The organism is Streptomyces sp. NPDC054770, from assembly GCF_053611985.1.
Genome location: NZ_JBSHBL010000023.1, coordinates 1 through 19,610, shown reverse-complemented (window position 1 = coordinate 19,610; position 19,610 = coordinate 1). Strand labels below are relative to the sequence as shown.

Here is a 19,610-nt window from a genome sequence, read left to right as displayed (position 1 = left end):
TCCGGACCCGGCACCGCGCCCCGTTCCGGCTACACGATGACGGCGTCGGCCACCACCGGCTCCGGCCCCACGTACCGTGCCACCGGGCGGATGATCTTCGAGTCGGTCGCCTGTTCCAGGATGTTGGCGCTCCAGCCGATCGCGCGGGCCGCCGCGAACGTGGGGGTGAACATCTCACGGGGCAGACCGCAGAGTTCCATGACCACGCCCGCGTAGAACTCGACGTTGGTGTGGAGTTCGCGGCCGGGCTTCAGTTCGGCGAGGATGCGCTCGACGTGACGTTCGACCTCCACGGCGAACTCGACCCGGGGGCCGCCGAAGCCCTGGGCGATCTCGCGGAGCATGCGGGACCGGGGGTCCTCCGTGCGGTAGATCGCGTGGCCGAAGCCCATCACGCGGTCGCCGGCAAGGACCCGTTCACGGATCCACGGATCGATCCGGTCCGGCGTCCCGATCGCGTCCAGGGTGTCCAGCGCGCGACTGGGCGCACCCCCGTGCAGCGGCCCGGACAGGGCGCCGACGGCACCCACGAGGCAGGCCGCGACATCCGCGCCCGTCGACGCGATGACGCGTGCCGTGAACGTTGACGCATTGAATCCGTGATCAATGGTTGAGATCAAGTATTGCTCGACTGCACGCGCCCGCCGGGGATCCGGTTCCGCACCCGTCAACATGTACAGGTAGTTGGCCGCGTACGACAGGTCCTCGCGCGGTTCCACCGGGTCGAGTCCCCGCCCCAGCCGGTACAGCGCCGTGAGCAGCGTCGGTACGGCCGCGCAGGCGGCGACCGTGTCGGCCCGGCGCCGGTCCGCGTCGATGTCGTACACCGGCCGGAATCCCTTGGCCGCGCCGAGCAGCGAGAGCGCGGTGCGCAGGCCGGCCAGCGGGCCGGAGGTGCCGCTGGCCGCGGCCACCGCGGGCAGGGCGGCCAGAACCTCTGCGGGCAGGCGCCGGAGCGCGGCGGTCTCGGCGGCGAAGTCGGCCGCACGTTCCGGGGCCGGCAGTCCGCCGTGGATCAGAAGGTGCCAGACCTCCTCGAAGCCACGGGTGCGGGCGAGTTCGACCGCCGAGTACTCGCGGTAGTGGTAGAAGCCCTCGGTTCCCCGGACATCACCGACCTCCGTGTCCGTGACGACGACACCGGCGAGCCCGCGCGGCACCTCGACAAGGGCCGACGCACTCCTGTTGACGGTCATGACCTGCCTCCGTTTTCCTCCCTGAACATGATTCGACTGTCCATGATTGACTCAATACCTGTCAATATTGATTGAATCAATGCTCACGGCCCGCCGGTCGGGTCACTGGTTGCTGAACGCCGAGTCGAAAGCTGCCTTCGGCAGCGGCCAGAGGGCGGCGCGGATCCGGCCGACGGCCTCTGCCGCGCCGTGCAGCCGGTCCATGCCCGCGTCCTCCCACTCCACCGAGACGGGGCCGTCGTAGCCGATGGCGGCCAGGGCGCGGAAGGCGTCCTCCCAGGGCATGTCGCCGTGGCCGACGGAGACGAAGTCCCAGCGTCGGCGCGGGTCGCCCCAGGGCAGGTGCGAGCCGAGGATCCCGGCGCGTCCGTACGGCGGCCGGACGCGGGTGTCCTTGCAGTCCACGTGGTAGATGCGGTCCGCGAAGTCCGTGATGAAGCCGACCGGGTCGACGCCCTGCCAGATCATGTGCGAGGGGTCCCAGTTGAAGCCGAAGGCCGGGCGGCGGCCGATCGCTTCGAGGGTGCGCTCGCTGGTCCAGTAGTCGTAAGCGATCTCGGACGGGTGGACCTCGTGGGCGAAGCGCACGCCCTCGGCGTCGAAGACGTCGAGGATCGGGTTCCAGCGGCGCGCGAAGTCCTCGTACCCCTCGTCGATCACCGCCTGGGAGACCGGCGGGAACATCGCCACGTACTTCCAGATCTTCGATCCGGTGAACCCGACGACGGTGTCGGCGCCGAGCCTGCGGGCGACCCGGGCGGCGCGCTTCATGTCCTCGGCCGCGCGCTGCCGGACGCTCTCGGGGTCGCCGTCGCCCCAGACCTCCGGGCGCAGGATCGCCTGGTGCCGGAAGTCGATCGGGTCGTCGCACACGGCCTGGCCGCCGAGATGGTGGGAGATCGCCCAGACCTTCAGCCCGTACCGCTCCAGGACGGCCTGGCGCTGGGGCAGGTAGTCGGGGTCCGCCTCGGCGCGGGCCAGGTCCAGGTGGTCGCCGGAGGCCGCGATCTCCAGGCCGTCGTACCCCCACTCGCTCGCCAGCCGCGCCACCTCCTCGAACGGCAGATCCGCCCACTGGCCGGTGAAGAGGGTGACCGGCTGCCGGGCCGGTTCCTGGCTCTGGTTCATGTGCAGCCTCCTTGGCGTTCCCGACACTTTAGCTTACGGTGAGCAAAAGTCGACCTTGCTGGAGTCATCACTCTCCGTTTTTTCGACCTGTTCACGCGTTAGCTCCTCCAGAGGACAGCCTCCGGAGGAGAGAGAAGAGGTGTGTGTCATGCGCGTCGCTGTCATCGGTACCGGCTTCATGGGGGCCGTGCATACCCGGTCCGCACTCGTGGCGGGCGGCGAGGTGGTGGCCGTGGTCGGGTCGACGCCCGAGAAGGGCCGCCGCGCCGCCGCCGAGTTCGGGGTCGGCCGCGGCTACGACTCGGTCGAGGACGCGCTGCGGCACGGCGTGGACGTGGTGCACGTGTGCACGCCCAACGCCACGCACGCCGACCTCTGCCGTACGGCCCTCGCCGCGGGTGTCCCGGTCGTCTGCGAGAAACCGCTGGCCACCGACGCCGCGACCGCACGCGAACTCACCGAACTGGCGGCTGAGCGCGGGCTGGTCACCGCCGTGCCCTTCGTGTACCGGTACTACGCGTCCGTCCGCGAGGCACGCGACCGTATCCGGCAGCCGGGGCACCGGCCGCCCTGGCTGATCCACGGCAGCTATCTGCAGGACTGGCTCGCCGACCCCGGCGCCACCAACTGGCGGGTCGACCCGGCGGACGGCGGTGCCACGCGCGCGTTCGGGGACATCGGCGTCCACTGGTGCGATCTCGCCGAGTTCGTCACCGGGCAGCGGATCACCCGGGTGAACGCCTCCTTCGCCCGCGCGGTCCCGGCCCGGCCGGCCGCGGACGGCACCCCGCGTCCCGTCGAGACCGAGGACGGCGCGGTCGTACTCCTCGAAACCGATGCCGGAGCGATCGGGTCGGTGGTGGTCAGTCAGGTCTCCGCCGGGTACAAGAACGCGCTGTCGTTCTCCTTCGACGGGCCGGATGCCAGTTACGCGTTCCGTCAGGAGACCCCCGAGTCACTGTGGATCGGCGGCCGGAACGCCAACCAGGTGCTGCTGCGCGACCCGAACCGGCCCGGGGCCCCCACCGGGCGGGCGGCCCGCCTGCCGTCCGGGCATCCGCAGGGCTACTACGAGGCCTTCGCCGACTTCGTCGCCGATGCCTACGCGGCGATCCGCGGCGAACAGGTCACCGGGATGCCGTCCTTCGCCGACGGGCTGCGCGCGGCCGACATCGCCCAGGCGGTCGTCGACTCGGCACGCGACGGCGGCTGGGTCGACGTCCCGGCAGCCGAGCGGGTGATCCGGTCCGCGTAGGCACGGCAGCTCGTCACGGGCAGCCCGCCGTCCGTCCCCGCGGAGCTGCTACCGCGCGCCCGCGAGCGGCACGTCGAGCGAGAGTGGCTCGGTGAAGTCGCCGGTGCGGGCGCGGATCCCGCGCGGGCTCCCGCGCCGCAGCCACTGATCGAGCAGGTCCGGGTGCAGGAGCTCGTCGATGGCCAGGGCCGCCGCTCCGACGACTCCCTCGGAGCGGTCCAGGGCGACCCGGTCGATGACGAGTTCGTCGGTGGCCAGTGGCAGCGACCGTCTGGCCACGACCTCGGCGACGGGGTCCCGGAACACGTCGCCCGCCTGCGCCAGCACGCCCGCGAGGTAGACCGTCGACGGGTTGAAGACACTGACGAGGGTTGCCAGCTGCCCGCCGACCAGCTCACCCGCCCTGGTGACGAGTTCGGTGCTGACCCGGTCGCCGGCCCGGCAGCCGTCGAGCACGTCGGTGACGGCCAGCGGGGCGTCCGTACGCTCCAGGCGCTCGGCCAGGAAAGGGCTCCGCCCCTCCAGGGCAGCGGCGCGGGCGTCACGGGTGAGGGCCCAGCCGCCCGCGAACGCTTCCAGGCACCCGAACTTGCCGCACCGGCACCGGTGGCGGGACTCCTCGGCGACGATGGTGTGCCCGAGGTCGCCGGCCGCGCCGCGCGCCCCCCGGTGCAGCCGGCCCCTGGACATCAGGCCCAGGCCGATCCCGGTGCTCGCCTTGACGAGCAGGATGTTGTCGCCGGCGGCCGCCCTGGTCCGGCTCCAGGCGCCCAGGGCCATCAGGTTGGCGTCGTTGTCGACCCAGGCCGGCACGTCGTAGTGGGCTTCGAGCCGGTCCCGGAGCGGGAAGCCGTGCCAGCCGGCCATGATCGGCGGCTGCACGGGCATCCCGCGCGCGAAGTCGACCGGCCCGGGCACCCCCACGCACACCCCCCACAGGCGCTCCCGCAGCTCCGGGGCGAGCAACTCCCCCGCCGCCTCGACCAGGGTGGCCAGGGACGCCTCGGGGCCCGACTCGATGTCCCACGGCAGCCGCCGCTCGGCGAGCACTGTCCCGTCGAGGTCGGTCACCGCGGCGTGCAGATGGGTGGCGCCGAACACCGCGCCGAGGACGACACCGCGGCCGGACGCGATGCGCAGGATGCGGGAGGGCCGCCCGCCGGTGGAGGGGGCCGGCTCGCCCTCGGCCACCAGGCCGACCCGGATCGCGTGGTCCACCCGCTGCGTGATGATCGTCCGGCCCAGCCCGGTCTGCCGGCCGAGGTCGGGCCTGGTCACGGCCGCGCCGCTCCTGATCAGGCTCAGGACCAGGGAGAGGGTACGGGTGTGGTCGGTCATGCAGTGAGCTTATGGTCCCGACGGCCACCACGACCGCCGGCCTCGACAGCACCGCACGCCCGGAGCCCGAGCCCGCTCCGGCTCCGGCGTCCCCTTCTGCGCCGAGCGGGCGGTGCTCTCCAGGGCCGTGCTCTGGCACGCCGAGGACCGGGTCGTGTGCCGCGGCAACCACACCATCGTCTTCACATGAGCCGCTCAACCTCTGCCTCTATCAACATTGATCGAGTCAACTCATCCCGAAGCGGCTACGGTGACGCCCATGCGCGATCAACACCCCGCTCCCGGCAGTCCCGCGCGGCGGCTGAGCACCAAGGAGACCGCCGAGCTGCTCGGCGTGAAGCCCGAGACCGTGTACGCCTATGTGAGCAGGGGCCAGCTCAGCAGCAGACGCGAACCCGGGGGCCGCGCCAGCACCTTCGACGCCAAGGAGGTGGAGGCGCTCGCCCGGCGCAACAGGCGGGAGGCCGCAGGGAGTCCGGGCTCCGGTGTTGATCTGTCGGTGCGCACCCGGATCACGCTGATCGACAAGGACCGGTACTTCTTCCGGGGAGTCGACGCCACCGAACTCGCCACGCACCGCTCCTACGAGGAGGTGGCCGAGTGGCTGTGGACGGGCCGCATGACCCGGGGCGTGACCTTCACCGCCCCGGAGGCCACCGCGGCGGCCGCGCGCCGGACCGTCGACGCGCTGCCCGAGCACACCTCGCCCACCGACCGGCTGCGGGTCGCCACGATCGCCGCGGCCGCCGAGGACCCGCTGCGCTTCGACCTGTCCGAGGAGTCCGTCCTCGGTTCCGCGCGCGTGCTGATCCCCACGCTCGTCGCCGCACTCCCGGTGCAGCGCCGGAGAGGGACCGACGACGGCCCGCTGGCCCACCGGCTGTGGCGCCGGCTGACCGGCATCGACCCCAGCGACGCCGCGCTGCGCGTCCTGGACACCGCGCTCGGACTGCTCGTCGACCACGACCTGGCCGCCTCCACCCTCGCGGTCCGGGTCGCCGCCTCCGCGCGTGCGCACGCGTACGCGGCCGTGTCGGCCGGGCTCGGGGTGCTCGAAGGCCCCCTGCACGGCGCGTCCAGCGGCCTCGCCCACCGGATGCTGCTCGACGTCCTCGACCAGGGCAGCGCCGTCACCGTGATCGCGGACGAACTCCGCGCGGGCCGCCGTATCCCCGGCCTCGGCCACCGCCTCTACCAGGGCGAGGACCCACGCGCGCGGGTCCTGTTCGCACTGCTGGAGCAGGTGCCCCGCGCGGAGCCCGCCCTGCTCGCGGCCCGCGACATCGTCGCCACGACGGCCCGGCACACCCCGCTGCACGCCAATGTCGACCTGGCGCTGGCCGTGTTCACCGCCTCCTGCGGCATGCCCGCCACCGCGGGCGAGACGATCTTCGCCGTCGCCCGGACGGCGGGCTGGATCGCCCACGCCCTGGAGGAGTACGGCGAACGCCCGCTGCGCATGCGGCCCAGCGGCCACTACGTCGGCCCGCAACCGCCGCAGCCCCTGCCGGAATAACCCCTTCTGAGGCCCTTCGGAAGCGCGGACGGGCGAGGCCGGAAGTCACCCCGGACAAAGTCAGGTTAGGCTCACCTCTGTGAGTAGGTGTGCAACCGTCTCCCGGATGCTCGACGAGCCCGTTTCGGGTACCGCCGCCACCGCGACGACGTGGCTGCTGCTGGAACAACCCGGCCCGTGGGGTCCCAAGGCGCTCACTTCGAGCCACCTGGACCCCGCGCTGGGCCGCGCCCTGGAGGCCGCCGCCAAGGGGACCGGCGTACGGATCGCGCTCATCCGCCGCCCCGGCCGCCACGCCGACCCGGGCACCTCCGCCGTACGCCAGGTGTACGTCGCCCACACGGTCCCCGGGAACGTCTGGCTGCACAGCGCAACGACCCGCGACCCCCGCCGGCTGCTCGGCCTCGACTTCGCCGCGCTGGGCGCGGGCGACCACCGTTCGTTCGGCGCCGCGCTCGACGGCCGGCCGCACACAGGGAGCCCGCTCGCGCTCGTCTGCACCAACGGCAAGCGCGACCGCTGCTGCGCCCTGCTGGGCCGCCCGCTCGCCGCCGAGCTGGCCGCGTCCGGCGTACCGGGCACCTGGGAGGTCACCCATCTGGGTGGTCATCGCTTCTCGCCGACGCTGCTCGTGCTGCCGTACGGCTACGCGTACGGCCGCGCCGAGGCCCATGCCGTCAAGGAGGTCCTGCACGGCATCCAGGACGGCCGTGTGGTGCTGGAGGGGTGCCGGGGCTGCTCCGCCTGGGAACGGCCCGGCCAGGCGGCCGAACTGGCCGTGCGGGAGGCGGCGGCCGAGTACACGGCGGGCGTGCTGAGCGTCGTACGGACCGAGGGCGCGGCCCCGCGCTGGGAGGTCACGGTCGCCCACGCCGACGGCCGCCGCTGGCGGGTGTGCGTGGCCCAGGGCGCCTCGCTGCCGCCGCGTCCGGAGAGCTGCGGGGTGTCGGTGCTGGGGTCGCCGGCCCGGATGGACGTGGTGTCGCTGCGGGAACTGCGGACGACGACCGCGCTGGCGAGCTGACCCGGACTTTCCCAAGAACTGGTCAAGAGATCCGCGCCACACCCCCTTAAGCGCGGCGTACCCGCCCACGTACCGTCGTGGGTATGAGCCCCACGCCCCCTGTGCGCCGTCTGCGTCCCCGGCTGCCCCGGAAGGTGTTCTCGCAGGTCCTGCTGATGCAGCTGGCGATCGCCGCGGGCGTCGCGGTGCTCGCGACCGGACTCTTCCTGGCGCCGCTGAGCAAACAGCTGGACCAGGAGGCGATGCACAGGGCGCTGGCGATCGCCCAGACCACCGCTCAGGACCCGCAGATCGCCGAGGGCCTCCTGACCACCGCGCCGACCGTGAACGGGCCGGTGCAGAAGGAGGCGGAGCGGATCCGGAAGGCCACCAACGCCGAGTACATCGTGGTGATGGACCGGGGCGGATTCCGCTGGTCGCACACCACGCCCTCGGAGATCGGCCGGCATGTGTCGACCTCGCCCAAGGAGGCCCTGGACGGCCAGGAGGTCATGCAGATCGACAACGGCACCCTGGGCCGCTCCGCACGCGGCAAGGTGCCGCTGTACGACTCGAAGCACCGGATCATCGGGGCGGTCTCGGTAGGCATCGCCTACGACAGCGTGCGGGCGCGGCTGCTCAGCACGATCCCCGGGTTGTTCGCCTACGCCGGCGGCGCTCTCGCGGTCGGCGCGCTGGCCGCCTGGCTGATCTCCCGGAGGGTCCAGCGGCAGACCCGCGACCTGGCCTTCTCCGACATCTCGGCGCTGCTCTCGGAACGCGAGGCAATGCTGCACGGCATCCGGGAGGGCGTCGTCGCGCTCGACCGCGGCGGCCGCATCCGCCTGTTGAACGACGAGGCGAGACGGCTCCTGGGCATCGGTGACGAGGCCGTCGGCCGCTCCCCCGACGACGCGCTCGGCACGGGCCGTACGACCGACGTCCTGGCCGGCCGGGTGACCGGCACCGATCTGCTCACCGTGCGCGGTCAGCGGGTGCTGGTCGCCAACCGCATGCCCACGGACGACGGCGGCGCCGTCGCCACTCTGCGCGACCGCACCGAGCTGGAGCAGCTCGGCCGTGAACTCGACTCCACGCGCGGTCTGATCGACGCCCTGCGCGCCCAGGACCACGAGCACGCCAACCGCATGCACACCCTGCTCGGGCTGCTGGAACTGGAGATGTACGACGACGCCGTGGAGTTCGTCGGCGAGGTGGTCGGCGACCACCGGGTCACCGCCGAGCAGGTCACGGAGAAGATCCAGGACCCGCTGCTGGCCGCCCTGCTGGTCGGCAAGGCCACCGTCGCGGCCGAGCGCGGGGTCGCCCTGTGGGTGTCGGACCGCACCTGGCTCCCGGACCGGCTGATCGACCCCAGGGGCCTGGTCACGGTCGTGGGCAACCTGGTGGACAACGCGCTGGACGCGGTCGCCGGTACGCCGCACGCGCGCGTGGAGGTCGAGTTGCGCGTGGAGGGCCGGGCGATCGTCCTCAGGGTGCGTGACACGGGGCCCGGCATTCCGGCGGAGCAGCGGGAACTGGTCTTCACGGACGGCTGGTCCACCAAGAAGCCGCCCACGCACGGCAAGCGCGGCATCGGGCTCTCCCTGGTACGCCGGCTCGCCGAACGGCAGGGCGGCAGGGCGGCAGCGCGACCGTGGGCGAACCGGAGGGCGGGGGCGCCCAGTTCACGGTCGTGCTCCCGGAGGCGCTGACCGCGCCGGAGCTGGAGCGGGAGCCGGCGCTCACCCCGGCCGAGGAGGAGGCGCGATGATCGAGGTCCTGGTCGTGGACGACGACACCCGGGTCGCCCGGGTCAACTCCGCCTACGTCGAGAAGGTGCCCGGCTTCCACGTGGCCGGCGAGGCCCACAACGCGGCCGAGGCCCTGCACCGGTTGGAGACCCTGCCCCGCCTCGACCTCGTCCTCATGGACCATTATCTGCCGGACGACACGGGCCTCTCGGTGGTCCAGGAGATGCGCCGGCGCGGTCACCAGACCGACGTGATCATGGTGACGGCGGCCCGGGACGTGTCGACCGTGCAGGCGGCGATGCGGCAGGGCGCCCTGCAGTACCTGGTCAAGCCGTTCGCGTTCGCGGGGCTGCGCGCCAAGCTGGAGGCGTACGCGCAGTTGCGGCGCACCCTGGACGGCGGCGGCGAGGCCGAACAGGCCGAGGTGGACCGCATCTTCGGCGCCCTGTCCGCGCCGTCCGAGCCGGGGCTGCCCAAAGGGCACTCCCCCACCACCGCGGAGTTGGTGCGCCAGTCCCTGATGAGCGCCGAGGGCCCGCTGTCGGCCCAGGAGATCGCCGAGCGGACGGGGGTGAGCCGCCAGACCGCCCAGCGCTATCTGAAGCTGCTGGAACGTACCGGGCGGGCCCGGCTGACTCTCAAGTACGGCGACGCGGGCCGCCCCGAACACCGTTACGTGTGGGCGACCCGCGGCTGAGACCCGCTCACCCGGCTGTCACTTGGCGGCCTTGACGAACTCGGTCGTGTAGGTCTTGCTCAGGTCGACATCGGCGTTCTGGATGTTCGTGTTGAACGCCTTGAGCACCTTCTCCACGGTCTCCGGGCCGTTCTCGGGCATCACACCGTCGTCGGTGAACATCGGCAGCGTGCTCTTGATGGACTGCGTGTAGAGAGCCTTGTCGCCCTGGGAGTAGTCGGCGGGCATCTTGGCCGCGATCTCGGCGGCGCTGTGCGTGGACATCCACTTGAGCGTCTTGACGAATGCATTGACCAACTTCTGGACGGTGTCCTTGTGACCGTTGACCCAGTCCGTCTGCATGTACAGGCTCGACGACGGGTACGGCCCGCCGAGCGCCTTCTGGGAGCCCTCCGGCGTCCGCATGTCCAGCAGGACCTTGCCCGCCTTCTTGTCCAGGATCGTCGCGACGGTCGGGTCGGTGGTCATGCCGCCGTCGATGGAACCCTGCTGGAGCGCCGAGATGAAGGTCGCGCCCGCACCGACGGCGACCGGCGAGAAGTCGCTGACCTTGACCCCGTTCTTGACGGCCAGGTACTTGGTGAGGAAGTCGGTCGACGAGCCGAGGCTGGTGATGCCGAGCTTCTTGCCCTTGAAGTCCTTGGGCGAGGTGATGTCACCGGCCGCCTTGGTGGAGACGATCTCCACCTCGCCGGGCGCGCGGGAGAACTGCACGACGGACTCCACGGCCTTGCCCTTGGTCTGCAGGTCCAGCGTGTGGTCGTAGAAGCCGACCGTCCCCTGCACCTGCCCGGCGACGAGCGCCGTCTCGGCCTGGACACCGGCCGGCTCGGTCAGCAGTTCCACATTGAGGCCCTCGGCGTCGAAGTAGCCGAGCCGCTGGGTGAGCATCGCGGGCAGGTAGATGACCTTGTCCAGGCCACCGACCATGATCTTGACCTTGGTGCCCTTGCCGGAGCCGGTGGAGGCCGTGCTCGCCGCGTCGTTGGCGCAGGCGGTGAGGGAGGAGACGGCGAGCAGGCCGGCGGCGGCCAGGGTGCTGTATCTGGCGGACTTGCGCATGCGGTTCACGTCCTTGTGAGAAGGCGGTGCGGGGAGGAGCGAAGGAGAGGGGTCAGCTGTCGGAGTCCGACGGCTTCCACCGGAAGATGCGGCGCTCGGCGAAGGTGAGCAGCCCTTCGGCGGCCAGTGCGACGACGGCGAGGATGACCATCGCGGCGTACACACCGGCCGCGTTGAAGGTGCCCTGCGACTGCGCGACGAGCAGGCCGATGCCCTTGGTGGCACCGATGTACTCGCCGACGATGGCGCCGATGAGGGCGAAGCCGAAGCTGACGTGGAGGCTGGTGAAGATCCACGAGGTGGCCGACGGGATGACGACCTGGAGGGTCACCCTGCGGTCGCTCGCGCCGAGGATCCGGGCGTTGGCGACCAGGTTGCGGTCGACCTCGCGGGCACCCTGGAAGGCGTTGAAGAACACCGGGAAGAACACCAGCACGACGGCCGAGGCGACCTTGGAGGACGCGCCGAGCCCGAACCAGATCACGAAGATCGGGGCGAGCACGATCCTGGGGATCGAGTTGAGCACCTTGATGTATGGACCAAGGACATCGGCCAGGAAGGCGATCCGCCCGAGGGCGATGCCGAAGACCACACCGGCGATGACACCGATGACCCAGCCGAGCAGCGCCTCGTAGAGCGTGTACCAGATCTGCTCGCCCAGGGGGCCGAGCGCGGTGCCGTGGGTCACCCAGGTCCAGATCTGGTCCCAGATCTTCGACGGCATCGAGAAGTTGAACGGATCGATGACCTTGGCCCGGGACAGGCCCTCCCACAGGCCGAGGACGGCCACCAGGAGCAGTACGCGCACGGCGAACACAATCGCCTTGCGTCTGCGGGCGGCCTGAGCCCGCGACCGGGCGCGGTCCGGGCCGGCCTTGACCGTGTCGACGACCGGTGTGCTGAGCGTCTCAGGCGACATTGGCGGCACCCCTCTCGCGGGTGATGCGGACCTCTTCGCCGAGGGACTCCCAGATCTCGCGGTAGATCTCGATGAACCGCGGCTCCAGACGCACCGACTCGACCTTGCGGGGGCGGGGCAGGTCGATGTCGAAGACCTGCTTCACGGTCGCGGGCCCGGCGGTCATGACGACGACCTTGTCGGCCAGCGCGATGGACTCCTCCAGGTCGTGGGTGACGAAGACGACCGAGGCGCCCGTGCCCTCCCACAGGTCCAGCAGCTCGTCCGACATCAGGGCCCGGGTCTGCACGTCGAGCGCGGAGAACGGCTCGTCCATCAGCAGGATCTCGGGGTCGTTGACGAAGGTCGCGGCGAGCGCCACGCGCTTGCGCTGGCCGCCGGAGAGCTGGTGCGGATAGCGGTCCTCGAAGGCGGCGAGTCCGACCTTGGCCAGCCAGGCGCGGGCCTTCTCCTTGGCCTCCGCCTTGGGTACGCCCCGGAAACGGGGCCCGGCCATCACGTTGGACAGCACGGTCCGCCAGGGGAAGGTGGCGTCCTGCTGGAAGACGAAGCCGACCTTGTCGCCGACGCCGGCAACCGGCTCACCGGCCACCAGGACCTCGCCCTCGCTGGGCTCCTCCAGCCCGCTGACCAGGGTCAGCGTGGTGGACTTGCCGCAACCCGTCGGCCCTACGACGGCCACGAACTCACCACGCCCCACGGTGAGGTCGAGGTCGCGGACAGCCGTGTGCAGACCCCCCGACGGGGTCTTGAAGATCTTGCTCGCGCCCCGCAGCTCGATGGCGGGGCTGGTGTCTGCGCTCATGGGCCGGGACGGTAGGTGTGACCCGGACCACGACAGCAGTCTTCTGGGCGCAAGCCGTTCTTTTGCTCGCAAGCATCTGTTGTGCTCTTTTTGCTCGCGCTACAACTGCGGAGCCGAAACACGGGCTAACGCTCGCCGGCCTTGAAGGAGAGGCCTGATGATTGACGTCCTGGTGGTCGACGACGACTTCCGCGTCGCTGAGATAAACGCCAAATACGTGGGGAAGGTTCCCGGCTTCCGGGTGGCCGCCCGCGCGCACAGCGCCGCCCAGGCCCTGGCCGCCGTGAACCGCGGCACCATCGACCTGGTCCTGCTGGACCACTACCTGCCGGACCGGACCGGCCTCGAACTCGTCCACCAGATGCGGGAGCAGGGCCACGGCACCGACGTCATCATGATCACGGCGGCCAGCGATGTGACGACCGTCCAGAAGGCGATGCGCCTGGGCGCCCTGCACTACCTGGTCAAGCCGTTCACCTTCGCCGCCCTGCGCACCCGCCTGGACTCCTACGCGGCCCTGCGCCGGACCGTCGACCGGGTCGGCGGCCGCGGCCTGACGGGCCAGGAGCAGGTCGACCGGATCTTCGGTGCCCTGCGCACCTCACCGGCACCGTCCATGCCCGGCCTGCCCAGCGGCCAGTCCGAGCCCACGACGGACCTCATCTGCGGCGTTCTGCACCGCGCCGACCATCCGCTCTCCGCCCACGAGGTCGCCGCCGAGACCGGCCTGAGCCGCTCCACGGCCCAGCGCTACCTCCGCCACCTGGAACAGGCAGGCCGCCTCCACCTCTCCCTGAAGTACGGCGACACGGGCCGCCCGGAGCATCGCTACGCCTGGGTGGCGCCGTAGTCGTTTCGGGGCGCGCTAGACGGCCCCCGCCCCCGTCAGCGACCGGACCTCGGTCTCCGCGTGCCCGGCCTCGTCCGGGACCTCGTCCGAGGTGACCGTGCCGAGCCAGCCGGCCAGGAAGCCGAGCGGGACGGAGACGATCCCCGGGTTCTGCAACGGGAAGTACTGGAAGTCGACCTCCGGGAACAGCGCGCCCGGGCTCCCGGACACCACCGGGGACAGCACGACCAGCGCCAGCGCGGGCACGAGCCCGCCGTATACGGCCCACACCGCGCCGCGTGTCGTGAAGTTCCGCCAGAACAGCGAGTACAGCAGCACCGGGAGGTTCGCCGAGGCCGCCACCGCGAAGGCAAGCCCCACCAGGAAGGCGACGTTCATGTCACGGGCCAGCAGCCCGAGGGCGATCGCCACGACCCCGATTCCGACCGCCGCCGTGCGGGCCACCCCGACCTCGCTGCGATGCCTGGCGTGCGGCCTGCGCAGCGAGGCGTACAGGTCATGGGCGACGGACGCCGAGGAGGCGAGGGTGATCCCGGCGACCACGGCGAGGATCGTCGCGAAGGCGACGGCTGCGACGATCGCGAACAGAACCGTTCCGCCTGTGGAGCCCGGGCCGCCGCCCAGGTCGAGCGCCAACAGCGGCACCGCCGTGTTCCCCGCCTCGTTCGACGCACGCACCGCGTCCGGCCCGACCACGGCCGCCGCCCCGAAACCGAGCACGATCGTCATCAGGTAGAAGCTCCCGATCAGCCCGATCGACCAGACCACCGAACGCCGTGCCGCCCGCGCGGTCGGCACGGTGTAGAAGCGGGACAGGATGTGCGGCAGGCCGGCCGTGCCCAGCACCAGCGCCAGTCCCAGGCTGATGAAGTCCAGCCGCTCGCTCCAGCTCCCGCCGTACTTGAGCCCCGGCGCCAGGAACGCCTTCCCGTGCCCGCTGCGCTCGGCGGCCGTGAGCAGCAGCCGGTCGACGTCGCCGTGGAAGCGCAGCAGCACCAGCACGGTCAGCGCCACCGTGCCGCCCATCAGCAGGACGGCCTTCACGATCTGGATCCAGGTGGTGGCCCGCATCCCTCCCAACGACACGTAGATCACCATCAGCGCGCCGACCCCGATGACCGTCCACGCCTGCGCCGCCTCACTGGTCCGCCCGAGCAGCAGCGCGACCAGACTGCCCGCCCCCACCATTTGCGCCACCAAATAGAGAACGGACACGGTGACCGAGGACGCCCCCACCGCGATCCGCACCGGCCGCTCGCTCATCCGCGCCGCGATCACGTCGGCCAGCGTGAACCGGCCGCAGTTGCGCACCAGCTCGGCCACCAGGAACAGCACGACCAGCCACGCCACCAGGAAGCCGACCGCATACAGCAGCCCGTCGTAGCCGAACAGCGCGATCAGCCCGGTCACTCCGAGGAAGGAGGCCGCCGACATGTAGTCGCCCGCGATGGCAAAACCATTCTCCATAGGCGAGAAGAGCCGACCACCGGCATAGAACTCCTCCGCCGAACCGTGCCGCTTCCGGCTCACCCACGTCGTGATCCCGAGCGTCACGGCGACGAACACGCTGAACAGCAGCAGCGCCAGCGTCTGATGGTGGCCCGTCATGACGCACCACCCCGGGCACCCCGGGTCAGCTCCTGGGTGTCCCAGCGCAGCTCCAACGCGGCACGGTCCCTGCGCAACCGCGCGTGCCGTGCGTACGCCCAGGTGAGCACGAACGTGCTGAGGAACTGTCCGAGCCCCGCGACCATCCCCACGTTCACCGCTCCGGCGACGGGCCGCGCCATCAGTCCGGGCGCCGTCGTCGCGGTCACCACATATCCCACGTACCAGGTGAGGAAGACGGCGGCACCCGGCACCACGAACCTCCGGTAGCGGCCGCGCACCTCCTGGAAGGCCGCGCTGCGCTGCACCTCCAGATACACGTCACGGGCGGCGCGGGCGCGAACAGCCGCCCCCTCACCCTCCGTCCGCGCGCCGGGCACAGCGGGCACCGGCCCGCCGGTGCCGTCCGGCTCGCCCCAGCCCGAGGCCAGTGCGTCGTACCAGGGGTCCTCGTACCTGACTTCTCGGGAGGCCGTGCCGTACTCACCCTGGTCCTCGTACCGCCCGGCCGAACTCTCTGAGTCGTCTTCGCCGTCGCGGTGACGCCCGTTGCTTGACTGCATGCCCAAGGATGGACAGATCGGGAAGATCCCCGACTCTCTTCCCCTGGCTCTTCACCCCATCAGGTGACTCAATCCGCTGGTGGCCGCACCAATCCCTTCCCGTAGGCATAACGCACCGCCTGGGCCCGGTCCTTGAGCCCCGTCTTCGCGAACAGGTTGTTGATGTGTGTCTTCACGGTCGCGGTGGAGACGTGCAGTTTCCGGGCGATCTCCTGGTTGGTGAACCCCTCGGCGATCAGCACCAGGACCTCGGTCTCCCGCGCGGTCAGCCCGTCCGGCGCCTCCGTGACCACGGGCACCGGTTCGGGCTGTGACAGCCGCTCCAGCAGCCGCCGTTGGATGCTCGGCGACAGTCCCGCATCTCCCGAGAGCACGCTCTCCACGGCTCGTACGATCTCGTCGCCGCCCGCGTCCTTGGTCAGATACCCACGGGCGCCGGCTCTCAGCGCCGGAAACAGCGACTCGTCGTCCGCGAACGTGGTCAGCACCACGACCTGGGTCCCGGGGTACTCCGACCGGATCCGCCGGGTCGCCTCCACCCCGTCGCAACGCGGCATCCTCAGGTCCATCAGCACCACGTCCGGGGAGAGTTCGCCGACCAGCCGGACAGCCTCCTCCCCGTCACCCGCCGCTCCGACCACCTCCACGCCGGGCAGCAGCCCGAGGAGCATCACGATGCCCTCCCTGACCACTGTCTGGTCGTCGGCGACCACGACCCGCGCGGGCTTCTTCTCCCCCTCCGTCATACGGGCACCCTCAACCTCACCTCGAACCCCTCGTCATCACGCCCTGCCTCCAGCGACCCGCCCAGCAGCTCGGCCCGCTCCCGCATACCCAGCAGACCGTACCCGCTGCCGGCACCGGTGAGTTCGCCCGGACGACCGCCCGAGTCCCGCACGTTCAGCGTCACTTCGTGCTCGGTGTAGTCCAGCCGCACATGGACCTTGGCGCCGTGGGCGTGCTTGCGGACGTTCGTCAACGCCTCCTGGGCGACCCGTCGTACCGTCTGCGACGCCTCGGCGGGCAGGGACCTGCGCTCACCCGTGACGGTTACGTCGGCGCCGTCGGTCGAGCCGACGAGTTCGGTCAGGAAGTCCTCCAGCGGGGTGAGCTCGCCCCGCAGCGCTGACAGGGCCTGACGGGTCTCGGCGAGTCCGTCCCGGGCCATTCCCCGGGCGGCCACCACCCGTTCGAGGATCTGCTCCCGGTCGGCTCCGCGCTCGATCAGCAGCCGTGCGGCCTCCAGGTGCACCATCTGCGCGGAGAGGCTGTGGGCCAGCACGTCGTGGATCTCCCGTGCAATCCTGGCCCGCTCCCCCAGCGCCGCCGACTCGGCCTCGGCCGCTCGCGCGGCGCGCTCCTGGGCCAGCAGCAGCTGTGCGTGGCCCCGGGCCTCGGCGTCGAGTCTCATGACGTAGCCGGCGAGTGCCAATCCGACGACGGTGGCGGCGGTGGTCAGCCACACGTCGTTGTTGAACGCGGAGTACGAGGCCAGGGCCACGGACGTGACGGGCAGCGCGACCGCGATCGGCAGCCGCTCCAGGGCCGAGATACCGCAGCCGCACCAGATCACGAGAGCCGGTCCCCGGAAGCCGGTGGTCTCCGCCACCACGGCGATGGCCAGGAGGACGGCGAGGAGGGCGAGCGAGGGCAGGAGCCTGTGGGCGTAGGTGGTCCGGTAGAAGGCCCACGAGACGGCTGCCGTCAGCAGGACGGCCGCCACCGCCGCGGCCACGCCCCAGCCGTGGACGTGTGACTGGTTGAAGGCGCTCCACAGCAGAAGGGCGAGGACGAACAGTCGCACTCCCCAGGCGAGCAAGCGCCGCGGCCGGGAGATCCCCGCACGGCTCAGCGCTTCTCGCGAGGGCCAGCGCGTCCAGGCGTTCTCCGTCACACGCCCTCCTTCCGGGTGACCCGAGCCATGTCGTCACCGTACGCCCGGATGGGGCCGCTCACGGCCAGTGCGGAGGGGAGCGACTGCGCACGCCAGACGAGGATGCCCGCCCGGACGAGCAGGGTGAGCGCCAGTCCGAGCATGAGGGCCGCGCTGTCCTGGTGGACGCCGACGACGGCTCCGAGGGCGTAGAGACCGACACGCGCGGCTATGCCGGCGAACCAGACGGCCGCGCTGGCCTTGGTGCTCTTGGTCCACACGACGCCGTCGGTTTCCGTCCACAGTCGGGTGGTCCAGGCCCATGCTGCGCCCATCACCAGTCCCACCAGCATCTCTGTGGCGAGCAGAAGGGCGGATGCGGTGCGGTGGTGGGCGTCGAGTATGCCGGGTTCGCGCAACGCGACGACCGCGAGGATCACGGGCAGCAGCCACCAGCGCCGGCCCGTGTCGATCGGGCGGGCGCGGAACTGGCGCACGATCACCACGACGACGACGGCCACGATCAGCAACGCGTTGACGAGCCCGGACATCAGAGCCTCCGTGAGCGGGAAGGGGCGGTGCCGGGAGCGGGAGCTGCCGACGCCTTCGACGCTACGGAAATGTGCAGGTCAGCAGATCGGAGCGGGGGTGGATCACGGGTGGATTCCGGCGAGCGGGATCTCTCCACCCCCGGGTGGAGAACCACACGCGTCGCCGCGTGGTCGGCCGAGGGACCTCGGGTGCACCGACAGGCCTCGGACGGACCGACCGGATCTCGGACGGACCGGCAGCCTCGCGGAGACCGCCAGGTCTCGGGGAGGGCGGCAGGCCTCGGGGAGACCGACGGGCGTCGGATGAGCCGATGGCCTCGGATGAGTCCACGGGCCCCGGACGGATCAACGGTGGGAATCGCGCAGAACGGCCGGGGCGGCATCGCGCGGAACAGCCGGCGGGCGCCCCGCAGCACAGCCCGAAGGCAGCTCGGGGCGGAGCCGCCGGACAGTTCGCGAAAGCAACCAGCCGGTCCTGGAGAAAACCGGCAGACGCCCCGCAGCACAGCAGCGGCAGACACCTCAAGGAACAACCAGCCGGCACCTCAGCACAGCCGGGAACCACGCCTCCCGCAACACAATGCCCAGGAACCCGCAAAACGCGCAGTCGGCACCCCGCGGGGAAAGCGGCAGGCGCGCCGCGTGAGCGGCCGGTCGGCGTCTGGCGGGGCGGTCGGCGGGTTTGCCTGCCGAGGCGTTCGGCCGGACAGCGATCACCTCACCGCCGCCCGGCCTGCCTCGGCCCCGGACTACCGCCCCGCGGGCGTACCGCGCTCTGGGCCGCCACCGCTTGGCCCAGAGCTCAGCGCAGCGGCTACGCGTCGATGCGTGACCGGTCGAGTGTGGCGGCGGAGCTGGAGATGAACTCCTTGCGGGGAGCCACGTCGTTGCCCATCAACAGGTCGAACACGCCTTCCGCGGCATCCAGGTCGGAGAGGTTGATCCGGCGCAGGGTCCGATGACGCGGATCCATCGTCGTCTCCGCCAGCTGATCGGCATCCATCTCGCCAAGACCCTTGTACCGCTGGATGGAGTCCTTGTACCGGATCCCCTTGCTCTGGAACTCCATGAGCCGGTCACGCAGCTCACGGTCCGAGTACGTGTACACATACCTGTCCTGCCCCTTCCGGGGCTGGACGATCTCGATACGGTGCAGCGGCGGCACCGCCGCGAACACCCGCCCCGCCTCCACCATCGGCCGCATATAACGCTGGAACAGCGTCAGCAGCAGACAACGGATGTGCGAACCGTCCACATCCGCATCGGTCATCATAATGATCTTGCCGTAACGGGCCGCATCGATGTCGAACGTCCGCCCCGAACCCGCTCCTATCACCTGGATGATCGCCCCGCACTCGGCGTTCTTCAGCATGTCCGTCACCGACGACCGCTGCACATTCAGGATCTTGCCCCGGATCGGCAGCAACGCCTGGAACTCCGAGTTCCGCGCCAGCTTCGCCGTACCCAGCGCCGAATCACCCTCCACGATGAA

The 19,610-nt window shown here is 71.1% G+C and carries 17 protein-coding genes and 1 pseudogene; 6 read left to right on the top strand and 12 right to left on the bottom strand.

Translation table 11 applies throughout. The features are described from left to right. Nucleotides 1-29: 29 nt before the first annotated feature. Together ACWGKQ_RS21265 and ACWGKQ_RS21260 are read right to left on the bottom strand one after the other, a co-directional pair. Entirely contained in the window at nt 30-1,196 is a 1,167-nt protein-coding gene (locus ACWGKQ_RS21265) for a citrate synthase (protein WP_453293496.1), read from the bottom strand. A 102-nt stretch (nt 1,197-1,298) separates the two neighbouring features. Beyond that, a complete protein-coding gene (locus ACWGKQ_RS21260; protein ID WP_453293495.1) occupies nt 1,299-2,324 on the bottom strand; it encodes a sugar phosphate isomerase/epimerase family protein in 1,026 nt (341 codons plus the stop codon). A gap of 148 nt (nt 2,325-2,472) precedes the next feature. Here ACWGKQ_RS21260 and ACWGKQ_RS21255 point away from each other — a divergent pair, with 148 nt between their 5' ends. Next, nucleotides 2,473-3,579 (top strand): Gfo/Idh/MocA family protein, encoded by a 1,107-nt coding sequence (locus ACWGKQ_RS21255; protein ID WP_453293494.1) that lies wholly within the window; start codon nt 2,473-2,475, stop codon nt 3,577-3,579. A 48-nt stretch (nt 3,580-3,627) separates the two neighbouring features. Here ACWGKQ_RS21255 and ACWGKQ_RS21250 read toward each other — a convergent pair whose 3' ends face one another. Beyond that, nucleotides 3,628-4,917 carry an ROK family protein gene (locus tag ACWGKQ_RS21250; RefSeq protein WP_453293493.1) on the bottom strand — a complete coding sequence of 430 codons (1,290 nt, stop codon included), beginning with the start codon at nt 4,915-4,917 and terminating at the stop codon, nt 3,628-3,630. Between the two features lie 259 nt (nt 4,918-5,176). Here ACWGKQ_RS21250 and ACWGKQ_RS21245 point away from each other — a divergent pair, with 259 nt between their 5' ends. The 4 genes and pseudogenes from ACWGKQ_RS21245 (at nt 5,177) to ACWGKQ_RS21230 (ending at nt 9,887) form a co-directional block, all read left to right on the top strand. Continuing rightward, a complete protein-coding gene (locus ACWGKQ_RS21245) occupies nt 5,177-6,433 on the top strand; it encodes a citrate/2-methylcitrate synthase (RefSeq protein WP_453293492.1) in 1,257 nt (418 codons plus the stop codon). 79 nt (nt 6,434-6,512) lie between these two features. After that, the gene (locus ACWGKQ_RS21240) at nt 6,513-7,457 is read left to right on the top strand and encodes a sucrase ferredoxin (RefSeq protein ID WP_453293491.1); all 945 of its coding nucleotides are present in this window, start codon (nt 6,513-6,515) and stop codon (nt 7,455-7,457) included. 83 nt (nt 7,458-7,540) lie between these two features. Beyond that, nucleotides 7,541-9,210: pseudogene (locus tag ACWGKQ_RS21235) on the top strand (ATP-binding protein). After that, complete coding sequence (locus tag ACWGKQ_RS21230) at nt 9,207-9,887, top strand: response regulator (protein WP_453293490.1); 681 nt, start codon at nt 9,207-9,209, stop codon at nt 9,885-9,887. The pseudogene ACWGKQ_RS21235 and the gene ACWGKQ_RS21230 overlap by 4 nt, the downstream one beginning before the upstream one ends. An 18-nt stretch (nt 9,888-9,905) precedes the next feature. Here ACWGKQ_RS21230 and ACWGKQ_RS21225 read toward each other — a convergent pair whose 3' ends face one another. Genes ACWGKQ_RS21225 through ACWGKQ_RS21215 form a run of 3 tightly spaced genes read right to left on the bottom strand, consistent with a single transcriptional unit; the run spans nt 9,906 to nt 12,673 of the window. Then, on the bottom strand, nt 9,906-10,949 hold the full coding sequence (locus ACWGKQ_RS21225) for an ABC transporter substrate-binding protein (protein ID WP_453293489.1): 1,044 nt from the start codon (nt 10,947-10,949) through the stop codon (nt 9,906-9,908). A 52-nt stretch (nt 10,950-11,001) separates the two neighbouring features. Continuing rightward, the gene (locus tag ACWGKQ_RS21220) at nt 11,002-11,868 is read right to left on the bottom strand and encodes an ABC transporter permease (RefSeq protein ID WP_453293488.1); all 867 of its coding nucleotides are present in this window, start codon (nt 11,866-11,868) and stop codon (nt 11,002-11,004) included. Further along, the gene (locus tag ACWGKQ_RS21215) at nt 11,858-12,673 is read right to left on the bottom strand and encodes an ABC transporter ATP-binding protein (protein ID WP_453293487.1); all 816 of its coding nucleotides are present in this window, start codon (nt 12,671-12,673) and stop codon (nt 11,858-11,860) included. The genes ACWGKQ_RS21220 and ACWGKQ_RS21215 overlap by 11 nt, the downstream gene beginning before the upstream one ends. 157 nt (nt 12,674-12,830) lie before the next feature. On the opposite strand from ACWGKQ_RS21215, the gene ACWGKQ_RS21210 reads away from it, so the two are divergent. Next, complete coding sequence (locus tag ACWGKQ_RS21210; RefSeq protein WP_453293486.1) at nt 12,831-13,523, top strand: response regulator; 693 nt, start codon at nt 12,831-12,833, stop codon at nt 13,521-13,523. 15 nt (nt 13,524-13,538) lie between these two features. Here the strand turns inward: ACWGKQ_RS21210 and ACWGKQ_RS21205 are convergent, their stop codons facing one another. The 6 genes from ACWGKQ_RS21205 to ACWGKQ_RS21180 all read right to left on the bottom strand — a co-directional run. Then, entirely contained in the window at nt 13,539-15,131 is a 1,593-nt protein-coding gene (locus ACWGKQ_RS21205; RefSeq protein ID WP_453293485.1) for a solute symporter family protein, read from the bottom strand. After that, nucleotides 15,128-15,694 (bottom strand): DUF485 domain-containing protein, encoded by a 567-nt coding sequence (locus ACWGKQ_RS21200; protein ID WP_453293484.1) that lies wholly within the window; start codon nt 15,692-15,694, stop codon nt 15,128-15,130. The genes ACWGKQ_RS21205 and ACWGKQ_RS21200 overlap by 4 nt, the downstream gene beginning before the upstream one ends. A 68-nt stretch (nt 15,695-15,762) precedes the next feature. Further along, complete coding sequence (locus ACWGKQ_RS21195) at nt 15,763-16,440, bottom strand: response regulator transcription factor (RefSeq protein ID WP_453293483.1); 678 nt, start codon at nt 16,438-16,440, stop codon at nt 15,763-15,765. After that, nucleotides 16,437-17,588 (bottom strand): sensor histidine kinase, encoded by a 1,152-nt coding sequence (locus tag ACWGKQ_RS21190; protein WP_453293482.1) that lies wholly within the window; start codon nt 17,586-17,588, stop codon nt 16,437-16,439. The genes ACWGKQ_RS21195 and ACWGKQ_RS21190 overlap by 4 nt, the downstream gene beginning before the upstream one ends. Continuing rightward, nucleotides 17,585-18,118: a DUF1453 domain-containing protein gene (locus tag ACWGKQ_RS21185; RefSeq protein WP_453293481.1), complete on the bottom strand. Its 534-nt coding sequence runs from the start codon at nt 18,116-18,118 to the stop codon at nt 17,585-17,587. Before ACWGKQ_RS21185 ends, ACWGKQ_RS21190 begins: the two co-directional genes overlap by 4 nt. An 814-nt stretch (nt 18,119-18,932) precedes the next feature. Then, on the bottom strand, nt 18,933-19,610 hold a 678-nt coding region (locus tag ACWGKQ_RS21180), incomplete at its 5' end, for a toprim domain-containing protein (protein ID WP_453293480.1).

Excerpts from the sequence above, each read along its gene's own strand:
- ACWGKQ_RS21225 (WP_453293489.1), bottom strand. The coding sequence starts at position 10,949 with ATGCGCAAGTCCGCCAGATACAGCACCCTGGCCGCCGCCGGCCTGCTC.
- ACWGKQ_RS21230 (WP_453293490.1), top strand. The coding sequence starts at position 9,207 with ATGATCGAGGTCCTGGTCGTGGACGACGACACCCGGGTCGCCCGGGTC.
- ACWGKQ_RS21210 (WP_453293486.1), top strand. The coding sequence starts at position 12,831 with ATGATTGACGTCCTGGTGGTCGACGACGACTTCCGCGTCGCTGAGATA.
- ACWGKQ_RS21215 (WP_453293487.1), bottom strand. The coding sequence starts at position 12,673 with ATGAGCGCAGACACCAGCCCCGCCATCGAGCTGCGGGGCGCGAGCAAG.
- ACWGKQ_RS21265 (WP_453293496.1), bottom strand. The coding sequence starts at position 1,196 with ATGACCGTCAACAGGAGTGCGTCGGCCCTTGTCGAGGTGCCGCGCGGG.
- ACWGKQ_RS21185 (WP_453293481.1), bottom strand. The coding sequence starts at position 18,118 with ATGTCCGGGCTCGTCAACGCGTTGCTGATCGTGGCCGTCGTCGTCGTG.
- ACWGKQ_RS21200 (WP_453293484.1), bottom strand. The coding sequence starts at position 15,694 with ATGCAGTCAAGCAACGGGCGTCACCGCGACGGCGAAGACGACTCAGAG.
- ACWGKQ_RS21250 (WP_453293493.1), bottom strand. The coding sequence starts at position 4,917 with ATGACCGACCACACCCGTACCCTCTCCCTGGTCCTGAGCCTGATCAGG.
- ACWGKQ_RS21205 (WP_453293485.1), bottom strand. The coding sequence starts at position 15,131 with ATGACGGGCCACCATCAGACGCTGGCGCTGCTGCTGTTCAGCGTGTTC.
- ACWGKQ_RS21220 (WP_453293488.1), bottom strand. The coding sequence starts at position 11,868 with ATGTCGCCTGAGACGCTCAGCACACCGGTCGTCGACACGGTCAAGGCC.
- ACWGKQ_RS21255 (WP_453293494.1), top strand. The coding sequence starts at position 2,473 with ATGCGCGTCGCTGTCATCGGTACCGGCTTCATGGGGGCCGTGCATACC.
- ACWGKQ_RS21245 (WP_453293492.1), top strand. The coding sequence starts at position 5,177 with ATGCGCGATCAACACCCCGCTCCCGGCAGTCCCGCGCGGCGGCTGAGC.
- ACWGKQ_RS21260 (WP_453293495.1), bottom strand. The coding sequence starts at position 2,324 with ATGAACCAGAGCCAGGAACCGGCCCGGCAGCCGGTCACCCTCTTCACC.
- ACWGKQ_RS21195 (WP_453293483.1), bottom strand. The coding sequence starts at position 16,440 with ATGACGGAGGGGGAGAAGAAGCCCGCGCGGGTCGTGGTCGCCGACGAC.